Genomic DNA, 16,433 nt, shown 5'->3' with positions numbered 1-16,433 from the left:
CTTGAAATACTAACATTACCGTATTGTAAACATTCTATGCGATATTTAAAACAAATATTACAGCACACAGAACAAGTTCTTATTAGGGAAGTAAAAGTACTTGCTGATAATATCTATGAAATATGTAGACAATACGGAAATGACATTTTTCTGATTGCAGATGAAAATACAGCAAAACTTTTAAACAAAAACATACTTAATAAAGTTTCTCATTTAATTATTCCAGCCACACCTGTCATTCCAGCGCGTGACTATGATGGATCGCAGTGTCACGCTACTTGGATGACACCAAATGGACTGAACAGTGCTGCTTCTCTCCAAGCTGTAAACCTAGTTAGAAATAAAGCAAAAGATAGTGACTTAATGGTTGCATTTGGCAGTGGCACTGTTAATGATATCTGTAAGTACGCAAGCTATTTAGAAGGCAAAGACTACATATCCTTTCCAACAGCTGCTTCCATGAATGGATATAGCTCTGCAAACGCTTCAATATTAGTTGATGGATATAAAAAATCGTTCGGAGCACATCTTCCAAAGGCAATATACATTGATACCGATATAATTGCCAACGCACCACCACGCCTCACATTAAGTGGATTTGCAGATTTCATCTGCCGTTCAACAGTACAAGCCGATTGGCTATTATCTCATCTATTACTTGGCACAGAATATAATGAATTACCCTTTAAACTTGTTCGCAATCTGGAGGAAATTTTGCTCAGAGAACACTTGGCACTTGCTAAAAAAGATAAAAGAGTAGTTTTATTACTTATGGAAGCCTTATTGATTTCAGGACTCGGAATGGTGATGTCAAAAGGCAGCTACTCTGCAAGTCAAGGAGAACATATGATAGCTCATGCAATTGAGATGGTAACACAGGATTATTCCTCCTCGTTACATGGGGAAAAAATTGCTGTGACAACGATTACCATGGCTAACTTGCAAGAGGAGATATTGTCAATACAAAACCCGATTACCAAACCGATCACTTTAGATGTAAAACATATAACTCAGTGCTTTGGTAATACCGAATTTATAAAAATTCTAAAGCAGAAGCAAATGATGCAGCAAAAAATTCAAGAGATTATTTGCAAAGAATGGAGTAATATTTCTAGTTTAATTAAGCAAAATTTACTATCTGCAAAACACCTGCAGAAAGTATTTGAAGATCTATCAATTCCGTACTTACCGGAGCATCTTAATTGGAACAAAGAGCAATACTGCAAGGTAGTCAATCTTACATTTGCAACAAGAGATAGATTCACCTTTCTTGACCTGGCTGGTTGTATAGAAAAAAGTTAGATTTTGTGTATTCGTTCGGTAGGGTAGCAAAATAAGATAGACAAAAATACAGTAACAAATGGTGTCATGCAAGTAGCTATCCAGCCTTTCTTAACAACAAAAACTTAGCATGACTTTTGTGCTCAAAAACTTCTGGATTCCAGCATCAAGTGCTGGAATGACATGGTGAAATATTATTCAAGTAGCCTCTGTCCCAGTGCCTATTCGGTGTCATTCAAGTCAACTCTTTTCTTGTCATCCCAGTGCCTAGACACTGGGATCCAGAAAACTTCACTTTAAATGAGTGCATTAGATTGTCTTTATATAGATGCCAGTGTCAGCTACTCGGATGAAATTCATTTAGTTGTCTTTTCTCATCTACCTTACCACTTTCTTGAACGGATACCATTAGCCATTCCCCTGAATAGATACAACAAATGTTGTATCTTTATCACTTCACATACATTATTCCATATACTATATGAACAACTGAAAAAAAACTTCAGTTAATTGACAATGAATCACGTTATTTTGTCAAGTGCGCTGCTATCGCCAAACCATAGCTTAGCTTGAGTGGCTGAGGAGGGATTTGAACCCCCGACCAAGAGATTATGATCCTCCTGCTCTACCACTGAGCTACTCAGCCTAATTAAAAACCTTGCTATATATGTAATCTATATGTTTCATATAATACTTCAAATCAAACAAAGACTCAAGTTTTTCAGAGTCAATAATTCCGTGCAAGGATTTATCTTGTTTCAATTCGAACAGAAAATCACTGTTATCTTGCTTTACTTTCATTGCATTATTCTGAACAATTTTATATGCCTCTTCCCTAGTTAAACCACTACTTACCAACTCAAGCAATACACGTTGTGAGAAAATTAAACCCTTTGAAGAGTTTAAGTTCTTTTCAATGTTTTCCTTATCGATCGCCAATTTATCTATCAAATCTGTTAATCGCACTAAAGCAAAATCCATTGTTATACAAGCATCAGGGGCAATGCACCTTTCCACAGACGAGTGCGATATATCTCGTTCGTGCCATAATGCAACATTTTCTAATGCAGGAAAAACATAGCTGCGTACTAAGCGTGAGAGCCCAGTCAAATTCTCACTTAAAATAGGATTACACTTATGCGGCATAGCAGAACTTCCCTTCTGCCCAGTGGAAAAATATTCAGAGATTTCGCCGACTTCAGTTTTTTGCAAATGACGAATCTCAATTGCAATATTTTCTATTGAGCTTGCAATTACTCCCAAAATTGAAAAGAACATGGCATGTCTATCACGAGGGATGACTTGAGACGATATGGTTTCAGGTATGAGTCCCATTTCTTTCGCTACATACTCTTCAACAAATGGATTAATATTTGCAAAATTACCTACTGCACCTGATATTTTACAAATTGAGATCTCTTTTTGCGCGCTAATTAATCTCTGATAATTGCGTTTAAATTCAGCATAAAATCTAGCAAATTTTAATCCAAGAGTTATTGCTTCTGCATGCATTCCATGACTGCGCCCAACACAAACAATATCTTTATAGTCCTCAGCTTTTTTTTTCAATACTATAAGTAAATTTTTTAGATTCTTGAGTAAAATATCACATGACTCTTTCAACTGCACTGCAAGGCATGTATCTAAAACATCAGAACTTGTCATTCCGTAATGGAGATAACGAATATCAACTCCCGCTTTTTCAGAAATATATGTCAAAAAAGCTATAACATCATGTTTTACAATGGATTCAATTTCGTTAATACGCTCAATATCAAATTCAATAGCACCAGAGAGCTTTTCAGCAACATCATTTGGAATAACTTTTAATTTTGCTTGAGCTTCACATGCTAATTTTTCTATTTTGAGCCATATGTTGAACTTATTTTTTTCTTCCCAAATAGAAGAGATTTCTTTGCGGCTATAGCGTGGGATCATTTTTGATTTATTCCAATAATGGTGTCATTCCAGTGCATGACACTGGAATCCAGATATAAAAGTATTTGCAAATTATTCAATGGACAACGGATTCTAGAAGCATAAAATAATGTCCATGATGAAATAAACTGGATCCCAGTGTCATGCACTGGAATGACATGAAAGGAGCACTGGGATGATACCAGCTTAGCAATGGAAGACATTTCTTTACGACTATAACAAGGGATCATCTTTGATCAGCTATCATCACCATCAGTAGTTTCTTTACTCGCATCTTGCTCTGCCTCTTGTTGCTCAGATTTCTGATTTTGCAACTTTGCTTGCCTTAATTCATGTGCATCTTTCTCAGATCTGACAACGTATATAGTAATTGGCACTATCACTTTACTATGTAATTCTATATTCACTTGATACTCGCCCAAATTTTTGATACTTATTCCACCAAAAGATAAACTATGATGACTTATATCATATCCTTCTTGTAATAAAGTTTTTGCAATTTCACGTGTGGTTACAGAGCCAAAAATCTTTCCATCCTCTGAAGCTTGCTTTATTAATATAATAAATTTATCATGCAGTGATGATGCAAGCACTTTTGCTACATTTAATTTTTTGGTATTTTCTTCTTCCAATAATAAACGCTGTTCCTCTAACTTTATTAAATTTTCCTTAGTGGCTTTCATCGCCTTTTTTTGTGGAAAAAGAAAATTACGTGCATAACCTGGCTTAACTTTGACAACTTCACCAATCTTACCTAAAGTTGTTATATTTTCCTTTAAAATTATTAACATAAATTACCTAACTTTTTTAGTACAGTAAGGAGCAAGAGCTAAAAAGCGTGCTCTTATAATTGCTAAGCGCAACTTTCTTTGTTTTCTTGCGCACACACCTGTTAACCTTCTAGGTAATATTCTACCATAGTCAGAGGTGAATTTGGACAATAAATCTATATTCTTATAGTCTATGTCCTCATCTTTAGATGCAGCAAGAGGACAGACCTTAGGACGCCTAAAGCCAGTTCTGTTATTTACAGACACGTAAGAATTATTAAAACTATTTCGTCTTTTCATCATTATGCACTTTTCTCCTCAATTTGTTTATCCATCATGTAAGATTTACCTTTAAAAAACTCATTAACCCGTACAGACAAGTGGCGAATAATATTCTCATTCAGTTTTACTCTACGCTCAAATTCATCCATAATGCTTGAAGTAAAACTTATACACACCATACAGTAATGACCACTTTTCATCTTATTTATTGGGTATGCAAAATCTAATAGACCCCAATATTCATATTTTATCAATCCTGAAGCTTCAATATTTTTCAAAAGCACTTCCAGCGTTTTATTCAATTGATTTGAGTCTACTATTTTAAAACTTTTTAAAACCTCTTGAAGGGGCTTTATTAGATGTTGTGAAATATTTTCCTTAAAAGCATTTACTACATTATAAATAAATGCACTTTTAGTGTTAGCTCCTGGAAGGTCCATAAAATTTTGTTTTATTCCCGTATCACTTAGTTCATTTTTCAATTCTTTATCGATTCTTGACTTTATTTCTTTTAAATTTGAAAAATCTTCTTCCAATTCAACCCATAAAATTTTTGTCAGAGTTTCCAAAAAATCAGAGTAAACAATCAGACTTTTTTTAATGCTTTCAGTACTTGCCTCTAGCTCTTGTTTTGTAACTGTGCTATGTTCTCTTTCTATGAGACCTTTAACCTCCTGAGAAATAACATCTGCTTTAATATTTTTCAACAAAATAGCCAATTCTTGGACCATTTCTTCTACTTCTTGCTGCAATAAGTTCGGTTGTGCTATAAAAGTAAATTCATAGAGATTCACTATATCTTCCTTTAATATCAATTAAACACTTTATTATATAAAACTTTTTTATATAAGCAAGTTATTTGTATTAATTTCTACGCCTTCAATCCAACTTAAGTGAGATATTTCATAAATAGCTTGGGGGGTGATTGAATATGTACCTGGCAACAAGATGCTGACTTTATGTTTTTCGAGAAGAAACTTTAGCATTATTTTGGTTTTGCCTCCATTTTTCAACACTGCATTCAACTCCTCAGCAACTTTTTGCGAGTCTGCACATACAGCAGTTAAAACTAATCCTTTCATTAGAGAAGTAACCTTTTCTGTAAATTCAGATATGTCCTTTCCTGATAGTCTCGTTGTGTTTTCTGAAATTTCAAGATCAATTATCACAAATGCTCCAGGTGAAAATAGATTCCTTTTTTCTTCTATTATTTCATTATTGTAGAATGCTATTTCAGAAACATTGTGGGGATCAGAAAGTGTTAGGATAACAAATCTTCCACGTTCTGAGGTTCTCATACGCACATTTAATATTACACCAGCAGTTTTTATCGTTTTACTCTCTCCGATAAACCCAATATTTAATTTTTTCAAGAGAGTTCTAAACTTTTCAAGTGGATGATTAGTTAAGTAAAATCCCAATGAAAATAACTCATGCTCTAATTTTTCCTCTTCATTAAAATCTTCCACGTTCTCAAGTTTTGGCTTCAGAATATCAAGATTACCAAATAAAGCAGCTTGATTTGACTGCCTATTTTTATTTGCAAAGTAAATCAATGTGTCTATTGACTCGTATAACTGCTTTCTATTTTTGTGCACACTATCGAATGTTCCAGATTTAATTAAACTTTCTAATGCCCTTTTATTTATTACATTCCCCAAATTTTGAATGAATTCCCATATGTCCTTATAAGAACTTGAGCGTGCATTTACTATTCCTTCTGCTATAGCAAAACCAACATTACGCAAAGCAGCAATTCCGTAGCGTATGTGCTCACCCTCTATTGAAAATTCAGCCTTAGATTTGCTGATATCAGGCGAAAGAACAGCAACTCCACTGAATTTTGCAGCATGATAAAACAAATTCAGTTTGTCTCTATCATCAATGTTGAGATTCATCAAGGCCGTAAAAAATTCTAGCGGGTAGTTAGCCTTAAGGTAAGCTGTTTGGTAAGATATAATCGCATATGCTGCAGCGTGGGATTTATTAAATCCATAACCAGCAAATTTTGCAACAAGATCAAAAATATAACTTGCCCTGTCGTAATCAACACCGTTTTTTGTTGCTCCTTGAACAAAAAGTTCACGTTGTTTATCCATCTCTTCCTTAATTTTCTTACCCATGGCACGTCTGAGTAAATCCGCCTCTGCTAAGCTATATCCAGAGAGAATACGCGCTATTTCCATTACCTGTTCTTGGTAGATTATTACTCCGAATGTTTCTTTTAACACCTCCTCAAGCAATGGATGAATGTAATCTGGCTTTTCAAGTCCATGCTTTCTTGCAACATAAGTTGGAATGTTATCCATAGGCCCTGGGCGATAAAGAGAAATTAAAGCGATGATATCTTCAATGCAGTCTGGCTTTAGTTTGATTAAAGCTTCTCTCATTCCCGAACTTTCAAGCTGAAACACTCCGATTGAATCACCTCTTGAGAGCATTTCATAGGTTCTTTGATCAATCAAAGAAACCGAGGAAATATCAAATTTTTTTTCATCACGATTAATTAAACGATATACATGATCTATTAGTGTTAGCGTACCAAGTCCAAGAAAATCAAATTTTATTAACCCAGCTTTCTCTACATATTTCATGCTGTATTGAGTGATTGGCAGAGCCGAATTTGGATCATAATAGACGGGAACAAAATTTTCTAATTTTTGATCGCATATTACAATTCCAGCAGCATGAGTTGAAACGTGACGATATATTCCTTCGAGCTTTAGTGATATATCAAGAAGCTTTGCAATTACCTCATCACTATCTCGTTCTTTCTGTAGGTTTTGATCAAGCTCTATCGCTTGCGATAAAGTTACAGGATTTACTGGATTAAATGGAACCATTTTAGATATTTTATCCACTTGAGAGTAAGGCATTTGCAATACTCTACCAACATCACGCAATACTGCCCTTGCTTGCAATTTTCCAAAAGTGATTATTTGAGCAACATAACCGTACTTTTTCTGAACATAATCAATAACCAGGTCCCTTTTCTCTTGGCAGAAATCGATATCAAAGTCAGGCATCGATACACGATCAGGATTCAAAAATCTTTCAAAGATCAGACCAAATTTTATTGGATCAAGATCTGTAATTTGTAAGCTCCAAGCAACAATCGACCCAGCACCAGAACCTCTTCCCGGTCCAACTGGAATGCCATTTGCTTTGCTCCAACGAATGAAATCAGAAACTATCAAAAAGTAGCCAGCGTAGTTCATCGAAGTTATTACGCTTAGTTCGTAATTCAGCCGATCGTAGTATTGTTTAAGGTCTATGTCCGTTTCATTTGCAATACGCAGCTTCAACCCTGAAACTGCCTGCTCCCTCAGTTCTTCATTCTCAGTTTTATTTTCTCGACAAGGAAATTTAGGCAAGATAGGCTGCCTGCTTCTTGGCATGTAAGAGCACCGCTTAGCTATCACTAAAGTGTTATAAATTGCTTCGGGGATATCGCTAAATAGCTCCTCCATTTCCGCCACAGATTTGAAATAATGTTCAGTGGTTAGCTTCTTTCTGTTATTCTCGAGAGCATAACTGCCCTCCGATATGCACGTTAATATATCATAAGCTTCATAATCAGATCTATTTGAAAAAAACACATCATTCGTTGCAACTAGTGGTATATTGCGCTGATAAGCAAAATCTATTAAAGCTTCTTCAAGCTCTAGCTCTTTATTCAGCCCATGACGCTGCAATTCAACATATAAATGACCATCAAATGCTGAGAGCAGTCTTTTTATCGTTTCTTTATCTTGCTTCAATAACAGTTGAGCCAATATGCCGTCATATCCACCAGTTAAGGCGATTAGGCCTGAACTTAAATTTAATAGCTCATCAAAATCAACGTAGGGAATATCGCTGCTATTTTTACGCTTTTTAAAAGACTCACTCACCAAAGTGACTAAATTAGTGTACCCTTGTTCATTTTTTGCAAGTAGCAGTATTGATAAATTTTGTTCTAAGTGTCGAACGATAATATTACATCCTATTATTAGCTGTATTCCCCTATTAGCTGCATATTCTGCAAATTCAAGTGAGCCAAATAAGTTACCTGAGTCAGTAACTGCAACTGCCGGCATTTTGTTCTGCAAACAAAGACCAATCAGCTCCTCAATTTTAACCGAACTCTCAAGCAGAGAATAAACGCTATGAACACGCAAGTGTATGAACATAAAAAACTTTAGATTAGCAATAAAAGGATAACATTAATTTGCTTGTAAGGATATGAAAAGGTCTAACACTGAAATAACACAAAGAGGCTATTTGAATCTAATTTACTATTCACAATCCCGGTTATTAGCTTATTTGAGTTGATTTTTCATCATAATTATGAAATAATTAAACATATTGTTTAATATTGAAGGTAGAATTATGACAGGAGAATATAAATCACTGAAAAAAGTACTGAGTACGATTGAGGTTAAGGAAGGCTTAGATAAATATAATATAATTAAGAAAATACAAGAAGAACTAAAGGAACAGAATCTATTTCTATATTTGTTGTGGGAGATAGGTAGTTTTGATGTAAATTATGTATTTTCTCTCTCCTTCTGTATTGAGTGTATGTTATTAAAGATAGCTGCTAAGAATGGTTACACAAATATAGTAAATGTTTTACTAGAAAAAGGAGCAGATGTTAATGAGAGATATCATTCGGGTAATACTGTTTTGCATTTAGCTGCTGAGAATGGTCACGTAGATATAGTAAAACTTTTACTAGAAAAAGGAGCAGATGTTAATCGGAAAAATTGGTGTGATATGACTCCTTTGTATTTAGCTGCTGAGAATGGTCACGAAAAGACAGTAGAGTTTTTACTAGCAAAAGGAGCAAATGTTAATGAGAAAGGTTACCACGATATGACTCCTTTGCATTTCGCTGCTTGTAATGGTCACGAAAAGACAGTAGAGGTTTTAATCAAAGCAGGAGCAGATGTTAACGCAGCAGATCAATATGGAGAGACCCCTTTAGATTATGCTGTAAGTCAAAACGTAGTAACAGTTCTATTAAATGAAGTAGGAGGTTCTTTTGTGAAAGCACGTAATAAGGCAATGATTGCTGGTGGAGTGAATACATTATTAGGCACTGCTATAGCAGTGGCACTTTTTACAACTGGAACAATTGCAGCTCAGTTGATACCTATCGTTATAGCAGTGGTTGCAGTTACAGCAGCAGCACTGGTAGTTGGTTGTGCTACATATGAATTGTTAAAGCCTAGTACTAAAGTTGATGGAGCAGAAAAACCAATTGTCAACTTAACAAATGAACAGCAGGGAGTTACTGTCATTTCTTCATAGTGGAACGCGTTGCGCACATCTGTACAGAGTTGAAGATGTCATGCAATTATCTGACACTGGAATCTATATAAAGGTAATCTAGTTCACTCATTTAAAGTGAAGTTTTCTGGATCCCAGTGTCTAGGCACTGGGATGACACTGAAGGGGTTACTCGAATGACAAGAATAAGGAGTACTGGGATGACAAGAAAGCACTGATTTCATATGCATCTGATAAAAAAGATGATGTCATGCAAGTAGCTGACACTGGCATCCAGTTTTTTTTGTGCAATTCCGTCAAAAAAAAGCGCTTTCGTGTTTACCAACTTAGTTGGATTCCAGTGTCAAGCACTGGAATGACACCAAAGAGGCTACTCGAATGACAAGAAAGAGGGCTACTCGGATGACAACGAAGGTGCTGGAATGAAAGGAGTGTTAGATAAAGCTACTTGTATAACTGTTGCACATCCATAAACTCCTTCTCGTCTTGAACGCTAATGGTAGCGTGAGTGTTGAAAGGTAAAGGGTCATTTATATCTCCATGGCCTACTCCTTTCATTGTAAATACTGGAAAGTTGACACTTTTTGCAAACCTTTCTTTTACAATTTCGACAAGATTATCATTATAACAGTTAACAAAGTCACCGAATATTACTGCATCTACTCCATCAAAAATATGAGCTTGTTTTAGGTGATCTAAACTGCGTTCAATTGAATATGGATAAACTCTTATGTCTTCTAAAAATAGAATTTTGTTTTTTGCGTTTATTTGCCAAGCAGTTCCTATGCTATTTTCAACCAAAGTCATATTACCACCGATGATTTTAGATTCTAATATGCCATTTTTTAGTCTAACTCCATTATTTATCATCTTTAAGTTGTCAAATCTGATAGAGTTGTGTTGGTTAAGAATTAATTCTTTTAATTTTTCAACAGAGCTTTCAGCAACAGAGTTATTTACTATCATTTCCAACATGGTACCGTGAAGAGTTTGCCAGTCATATTTAACTTGCAGATAAATATGTAAAGCAGTGATATCACTATAGCCTATAAGAATTTTTTTGTTTTGAGCAATTCTTTCTTTTTTATCATTGGGCAGCTTTTCTAGGTAAGGAATTAGCCGAGAAGCCCCTTCTCCTCCTCTGATACACCAAATTATTTTGCTATCATCAGTGAGCGCATTAACCAAATCATTCGCTCTAAACTCATCAGAGTTAGAATAAAATGGGTTGTCATTACTGTATATTTTCTCCGAAATATGGGGATTAAAACCCAAAGTTTTTACGTATTCTCTTATAGTAGGCAGATCTGATTCTTTTCCTTTCGAAGAAGGAGCAATAATATCAACTTGATTGATTGTGTGTGCAGGATTAGTGAGTAAAAGGCATAGAAAATAAAGAATAAAGGAATACATTAAAATATCTTATGAAACTCTTGCTTTAATATATCATCTAATTCGCAAAGAGAAACTTTTACTCCTAGTTTTTCCATTGATGTAACGCCGTAATCTTTTAGTCCACAAGGAATAATACCCTCATAGTGGGAAAGGTTTGGAGAGACATTAAGTGCTATGCCATGATAAGTTATCCATTTTCTCAAGCGAATGCCAAAAGCTGCTATTTTTTCTTCTACTCCGTTGTTGTTCACCCAAATGCCTATTCTATCTTCCTTAAATTCCCCAAATATATTAAAGTGTTTTAAAACATTTATGATCCAATTACTTAGGTCTCTGATATATAGTTTTATGTCACATTTGTTTCTTTTTTTAAGATTTAGCATTAAATATATAATGCGCTGCCCTGGTCCGTGATATGTATATTTACCACCCCTACCTGTTTTATATATAGGAAATAATTTTTTAATAATGTCATCATCTGTTGCACCGATTCCTGCAGTATAAAGTGGAGGGTGCTGGAGTAGCCATACTAACTCATCAGATAAATTATTGTGAATTTGTTGAATTTTTGCTTCCATGAATTTCACAGAATGGTTATAATCAGCAAATTGGTTAGATATTAGCCATTCTGTCATATTCAATTTCTTTTATTTAATTTTATAATACTTACTTGATTTTCAAGCAAGTTTAGGTTGTTAGTGAGCTTTTAAAGCGTTCCATATAAAGCTATATAAGGCTTTGTAACAAAAAAGGGAAGCTATCGCCTAATGATGAAAAATTTGACATATGTTGCTAGATATGCTAACATCATTAATAAATATTTAACATTTATATTTTTAGCTAGGGAGTAATTATGCCAAATATAAGTACAGAGTTTAAACAAAAAACTCAACTTCTTGAAAAACATTTCCATGATAGAACACTCCAGCCTATGAGCGAGTTCAAGAAAGTAGGAGAGAAAGAAGTAGTCTGCAGTTCAGGATTTCAAGCAGAGCACGAGTATAGCGACAATGAAGGTGATAAGGCAGCTTTCATGATTAAGTCTGTTCTAAATCACACGCTTACAAAAGAGGAAGAACAGTCTAAGTTAGCACAATTCAAAGAATCTTTTTACAAAGGATCAAGAAAAGCTACAAAATTGCAAAATCCTTAATTTGCCAAATTTTGTGATAAATAATAATCTTGATTTATTATGGCAGTCAGTAGAAAGCGATATATGTTATGATGACCTTAATATTGCTGATTTTATCAGGGAATATGTTGCTGGTGATTTATATAAGCTGTTTTTATATGATAGAGCTCCAATTGTTGAATTGGTAACAAATAACGATTTGCCAAAGGAAAGATTTGCTAATGGTAATGATCAATTTAAAGAGCGCATTGAGCAAGAGAAAAATCAAGGGCAACTTCATTTGAGATCAAAGTTTTTGGACAAATTTACAACATTAATGGATCTTAAAGAAAAAGGCAAAAACCACCAAGATGCAAAAGGTTTTGAGAAAATACTGGCTGCTCAAATATTACTTGTAGAAGCTGATATTGTGAACCCAGAAAATTTTGGTGTAATAGAAAAGGAGTATGAAAATGCAAAGGGTAAAAAAGTAAAAGAAAAACTCTGGGCAAAAATTGATCATGGTAGATCATTTTATTTGATCTTTAGTGGCACCAAAAGTTATTTACAAAACTTTTATACCTTTCTGACCACATTGAGAAGCTATGGCATAAAAATAGATCTAGAAAAGCTATCAAAAGAGTTAGAGGATTTTATTGACTATTATGATCAGAATAAAGAAAAATTTGAAGCTTTAATAGATAGGAAGGCAAGCACTTTAAATCATGTATTGAATCCTAACATGCAATTTAACCTTAGGTATATTGATGGATCCATATTGAATGTTAGGAATTTTAAGTACATGAAAGGAGAATTTAAAGGCCAGAAGATGAAGAAGGTAGGTTTTTCTTTTTCTCTTTCAATTCTTGATAACGATTCTCCAAGTACTAGTTTTAGTGATTACTTTAAGCAAAACTTAGAAACCCAGGTTAAAATGGCAAGAAATCTTACTGGTCCATTGAAAGATCTTGCTGGACCATGGAAAAATTTCGATAGAATTGAAAAGATTTATAGTTACGTAATCAAACCTTCATTCTGTCTATTTGTTCCAACGTTAATAGCAGCTATATTTACAAGTGGAACCTTAGGCACAGCTTTTACTGTAGCTGCAATGATTACAGGAATGTGTATGCTTGTTGGAATAGTGACAAACATTTGTCTTAATGTTTATGCAATGAGTAGCTGCAATAGCAAAATTAACGATCCAAAAGTTGAGGGGTTTCAAGGAGAGCTTCAGCTTTGATAATAGCTTTTCTGGTTTCTTTAACGATGGTATAGTTGAAGTAGTCCATGTTTGTCATCCGAGTAGCTGACACTGGGATCTAGCTTTTCATACAATCTAGTCAAAGGTGTTCGTTCTGGTATAAAACAGCTATGCTCACCAGTTAAGTGGGCTATCTACAATTAAATTCTTGGATCCCAGTGTCAAGCACTGGGATGACATCATTCTTGTAACACTAATTGATATAATTCAACTACAATTTCAATCTTTTAACAAATTCAATTTTTCAGGAGGCACATATGAATTTTAATATTTTTCAAAGAAAGAAAAGCAGTGAATACTCTGCTTTGCAACTAATGATGGAACCAAGTTGGAGTAGGCGCGATTATGCAAGTTTTGCTGAGGAAGGCTACATAAAAAATGTCATTGCCTTTCGAGCAATTAATATGATCGCAAGTGCTGCATCTTCGGTACCTTTTACTCTCTGCCAGCTTACTGACCAGGGAAAATCACAACTAAAAGCGCATCCATTACTGAAGTTACTTTATTCTCCTAATCCAATGACATCAAAATCGGAATTTATTGAAGGGATTGTGACTTATCGATTAGTTAATGGCAATTCTTATGTATTGATGATTGAGGCGCAGAACAAACCAACAGAGCTTTATCTTCTGCGCCCTGATAGAGTTGAAATTGTTCCGGGGAGAAGTAACGTTCCTTATGCCTATCGTTATACCGTAAATAACAACAGTTATGACTTTAAAGTTGATAAATTGACTGGGCGTTCAACAGTACTGCATCTTAAAACCTTTAACCCTTTGAATGATTGGTATGGACTATCACCAATTGAGGCAGCTGCATATAGTATAGATCAGCATAACCAAGCGGGAGCTTGGAATCAGGCAATGCTGCAAAATGGAGCAAGACCAAGTGGTGCAATAGTTGTAAAATCAGAAAAGGATGGAAGTGGTGGAAACTTAAGTCAAGAGCAGTACCAACGCTTAAAAGGACAGATAAATGATCATTACTCAGGTCCTGTCAATGCTGGAAGACCTATATTGCTTGAAGGGGGCCTAGAGTGGAAGGAAATGAGCTTATCACCGAGGGATATGGATTTTATTGAGTCAAAACATAGCTCAGCTCGTGATATTGCTCTAGCTTTTGGCGTTCCGCCGCAGTTGCTTGGCATACCAGGTGATAATACTTATAGCAATTTGATCGAAGCACATCTTTCCCTTTGGGAACAGACGATTTTACCAACACTAGAAAATATTATTTGTCACTTAAATTCTTGGCTAGTGCCCAAGTTTGGCAAAGATTTATGTTTGTCATATGATAAAGACGCGATAGAAATTCTAATGGAGAAAAGACAAAAGATGTGGAAATACGTGCAAAACGCAAGCTTCATGACGCTTAATGAAAAAAGAGAAGCTTTTGGCTTGCAACCGTTACCCGGTGGTGATAAATTGGGTTGATATTATTTTTTTGCATATTAAATTAACTACAATGAAATTGTGGGGTAAATTATGAATGAAAGGGAACAAAGAGAATTGGATGAACTATTAATGAATTCTTCTAAAGGAGAGAATATACAGCAGATTACGGAGTTGATAGAAGCTGGAGCAAATATTAATGCAGTAACAACTGTGCAAAAGGAGACTCCTTTACATATTGCAGTTAGGTATGGTCATAAGGAAGTAGAAGAATTGCTGCTTAATAAAGGGGCAAATGTTAATGCAATAGAAAGGCGAAAGTGGACTCCTTTACATACTGCAGTTAGGTATGGTCATAAGGAAGTAGCAGAATTGCTGCTTGATAGAGGAGCAAATGTTAATGCAGTAGATAATCTGGATATGACTCCTTTACATTTTGCACTTAAGTATGATCGGGAGGAATTAGTAAGGTTGCTGCTTGATAGAGGAGCAAATGTTAATGCAGTAGACAAGACAGGAAGGACCCCTTTATCTATTGTAGCTAGTGATATTACAAAATAGGGTATTGCGATAAACCGATGGTAGTAAGAACTATAATTGCATATGCTGTGGTACATAGTGGTATCACAACGAAACCAGAGTGTATTGTCAAAAATATTGAATTGTCCAAATTTTGGGATGATTATCAGAATGAGATGATGAACGTCAGGCTTAGTAACAGCAATATATCGTTATATCAGTTTCTGCGAGAGACTGATGAGAATAAATTAGCAGGTTATTTGTCTGATAGAGAATATGATGAAATAAGGTGTTCTGACGCATTGGAATATATATCAGAATTTCCTGAACACGTTGATACAATAGTAAGCCAATTTGATAAGGCATCGGACAGAAGGGATTTATTAGATAAAAGTAAAGCAGCTATAGAGAATTCTAATTTGCGGGTGTTACATCAAGTTTTTGACGAAATAACTTATCACTTAACAGATAAAGAGTTAAAGAACATTATAGAGGCATTTCCAAGTCAGAATTTGGATAATCCAAGTGCTGAACAACTTCAAGCAGCTGCTCAAGCTCATAATTAGAGTAATGTACACAGGCCTATGCTCATTATAAAAGGAGAAACTTTTACCGTTACCCGGTGGTGATGCGTTGAATTGATATTTATATAGTGTAGATATTTATACTAAGCTGTAAGAAATTAGAGGTATTTTATGTATCAAGAACAAGAAAATTCAGTAGGTAATTCTCGATTTATTCTTCCTCATATAGAATTGTCATCGAGACGCAAAGCAAATATTAATGCAGCAGATCGTAATGGTGAAACTCCTTTACATTACGCTGCTAAAAGAAATCGCTTAGAGCAAGTGAAATTATTGCTTAAAAAAGGAGCAGTTATTGATATAAAAAATCGTTTCGGTTATACTCCTTTATACCATGCTGTTCGTGAAGGCCACACAAGTATGGTAAAATTATTGCTTGAAAAAGGAGCAGATATTAATATATCAAGTAATTCTTGTATTACTGTTTTACATTTATCTGTTCTCAAAGACTATAGGGAGATAACACGTTTATTGCTTGGAGAGACAGAGAGTCCAAGCACAAGCTGCAGCGACGCAAACATTGAGAAGGTACAAACAATCAATCAGTTTTATCATTGGTGAGAGTGGAACATCTTTTACTAAGGTCTAACTTAAAGACAGATGGTCCCTTAAATCCTACATCTA

General features: G+C 34.9%; 15 protein-coding genes and 1 tRNA gene. 8 read left to right on the top strand and 8 right to left on the bottom strand.

Going from position 1 to position 16,433, the window contains the following annotated elements:
- Positions 1-36 precede the first annotated feature (36 nt).
- Positions 37-1,302 carry an iron-containing alcohol dehydrogenase gene (locus OM967_RS04585; RefSeq protein ID WP_264337701.1) on the top strand — a complete coding sequence of 422 codons (1,266 nt, stop codon included), beginning with the start codon at positions 37-39 and terminating at the stop codon, positions 1,300-1,302.
- 553 nt (positions 1,303-1,855) lie between these two features.
- Here OM967_RS04585 and OM967_RS04580 read toward each other — a convergent pair.
- The 6 genes from OM967_RS04580 to dnaE all read right to left on the bottom strand — a co-directional run bounded on the left by OM967_RS04580 (position 1,856) and on the right by dnaE (position 8,443).
- A tRNA-Met gene (locus OM967_RS04580) sits at positions 1,856-1,927 on the bottom strand.
- Entirely contained in the window at positions 1,927-3,219 is a 1,293-nt protein-coding gene (purB, locus tag OM967_RS04575; protein ID WP_264337700.1) for an adenylosuccinate lyase, read from the bottom strand. Before purB ends, OM967_RS04580 begins: the two co-directional genes overlap by 1 nt.
- A gap of 236 nt (positions 3,220-3,455) precedes the next feature.
- A complete protein-coding gene (gene rplI, locus OM967_RS04570; protein WP_211908635.1) occupies positions 3,456-4,010 on the bottom strand; it encodes a 50S ribosomal protein L9 in 555 nt (184 codons plus the stop codon).
- Between the two features lie 3 nt (positions 4,011-4,013).
- Positions 4,014-4,292 (bottom strand): 30S ribosomal protein S18, encoded by a 279-nt coding sequence (gene rpsR / locus OM967_RS04565; protein ID WP_015587948.1) that lies wholly within the window; start codon positions 4,290-4,292, stop codon positions 4,014-4,016.
- On the bottom strand, positions 4,292-5,065 hold the full coding sequence (gene rpsF, locus OM967_RS04560) for a 30S ribosomal protein S6 (protein WP_264337699.1): 774 nt from the start codon (positions 5,063-5,065) through the stop codon (positions 4,292-4,294). Before rpsF ends, rpsR begins: the two co-directional genes overlap by 1 nt.
- A gap of 48 nt (positions 5,066-5,113) precedes the next feature.
- Positions 5,114-8,443, bottom strand: coding sequence for a DNA polymerase III subunit alpha (gene dnaE / locus OM967_RS04555; protein WP_264337698.1), 3,330 nt, complete (start codon positions 8,441-8,443; stop codon positions 5,114-5,116).
- Positions 8,444-8,642: 199 nt separating this feature from the next.
- On the opposite strand from dnaE, the gene OM967_RS04550 reads away from it, so the two are divergent.
- Complete coding sequence (locus OM967_RS04550; protein WP_211908631.1) at positions 8,643-9,566, top strand: ankyrin repeat domain-containing protein; 924 nt, start codon at positions 8,643-8,645, stop codon at positions 9,564-9,566.
- 423 nt (positions 9,567-9,989) lie between these two features.
- On the opposite strand, the gene OM967_RS04545 is transcribed toward OM967_RS04550, so the two are convergent.
- Together OM967_RS04545 and lipB are read right to left on the bottom strand one after the other, a co-directional pair.
- Positions 9,990-10,958, bottom strand: coding sequence for an LD-carboxypeptidase (locus tag OM967_RS04545; RefSeq protein WP_211908629.1), 969 nt, complete (start codon positions 10,956-10,958; stop codon positions 9,990-9,992).
- A complete protein-coding gene (lipB, locus tag OM967_RS04540) occupies positions 10,958-11,575 on the bottom strand; it encodes a lipoyl(octanoyl) transferase LipB (RefSeq protein ID WP_264337697.1) in 618 nt (205 codons plus the stop codon). Before lipB ends, OM967_RS04545 begins: the two co-directional genes overlap by 1 nt.
- Before the next feature lie 218 nt (positions 11,576-11,793).
- Between lipB and OM967_RS04535 the strand changes: the two genes are divergently transcribed.
- The 6 genes from OM967_RS04535 (at position 11,794) to OM967_RS04510 (ending at position 16,370) form a co-directional block, all read left to right on the top strand.
- Complete coding sequence (locus OM967_RS04535) at positions 11,794-12,093, top strand: hypothetical protein (protein WP_250120035.1); 300 nt, start codon at positions 11,794-11,796, stop codon at positions 12,091-12,093.
- A gap of 13 nt (positions 12,094-12,106) precedes the next feature.
- Complete coding sequence (locus OM967_RS04530; RefSeq protein ID WP_246433246.1) at positions 12,107-13,294, top strand: hypothetical protein; 1,188 nt, start codon at positions 12,107-12,109, stop codon at positions 13,292-13,294.
- 278 nt (positions 13,295-13,572) lie between these two features.
- Positions 13,573-14,748 carry a phage portal protein gene (locus OM967_RS04525; RefSeq protein ID WP_211908625.1) on the top strand — a complete coding sequence of 392 codons (1,176 nt, stop codon included), beginning with the start codon at positions 13,573-13,575 and terminating at the stop codon, positions 14,746-14,748.
- 51 nt (positions 14,749-14,799) lie between these two features.
- Positions 14,800-15,267: an ankyrin repeat domain-containing protein gene (locus tag OM967_RS04520; RefSeq protein WP_264337696.1), complete on the top strand. Its 468-nt coding sequence runs from the start codon at positions 14,800-14,802 to the stop codon at positions 15,265-15,267.
- A 17-nt stretch (positions 15,268-15,284) separates the two neighbouring features.
- Positions 15,285-15,791 (top strand): hypothetical protein, encoded by a 507-nt coding sequence (locus tag OM967_RS04515; protein ID WP_264337695.1) that lies wholly within the window; start codon positions 15,285-15,287, stop codon positions 15,789-15,791.
- A gap of 129 nt (positions 15,792-15,920) precedes the next feature.
- Positions 15,921-16,370 (top strand): ankyrin repeat domain-containing protein, encoded by a 450-nt coding sequence (locus tag OM967_RS04510; protein ID WP_211908622.1) that lies wholly within the window; start codon positions 15,921-15,923, stop codon positions 16,368-16,370.
- The last annotated feature ends 63 nt before the right edge of the window (positions 16,371-16,433 follow it).

Origin of the sequence: Wolbachia endosymbiont (group B) of Dolichovespula media (assembly GCF_947179505.1) — a bacterium.
In the GTDB taxonomy this organism is placed as follows: Bacteria; Pseudomonadota; Alphaproteobacteria; order Rickettsiales; family Anaplasmataceae; genus Wolbachia.
This window is presented reverse-complemented; position numbering and strand designations above follow the sequence as displayed.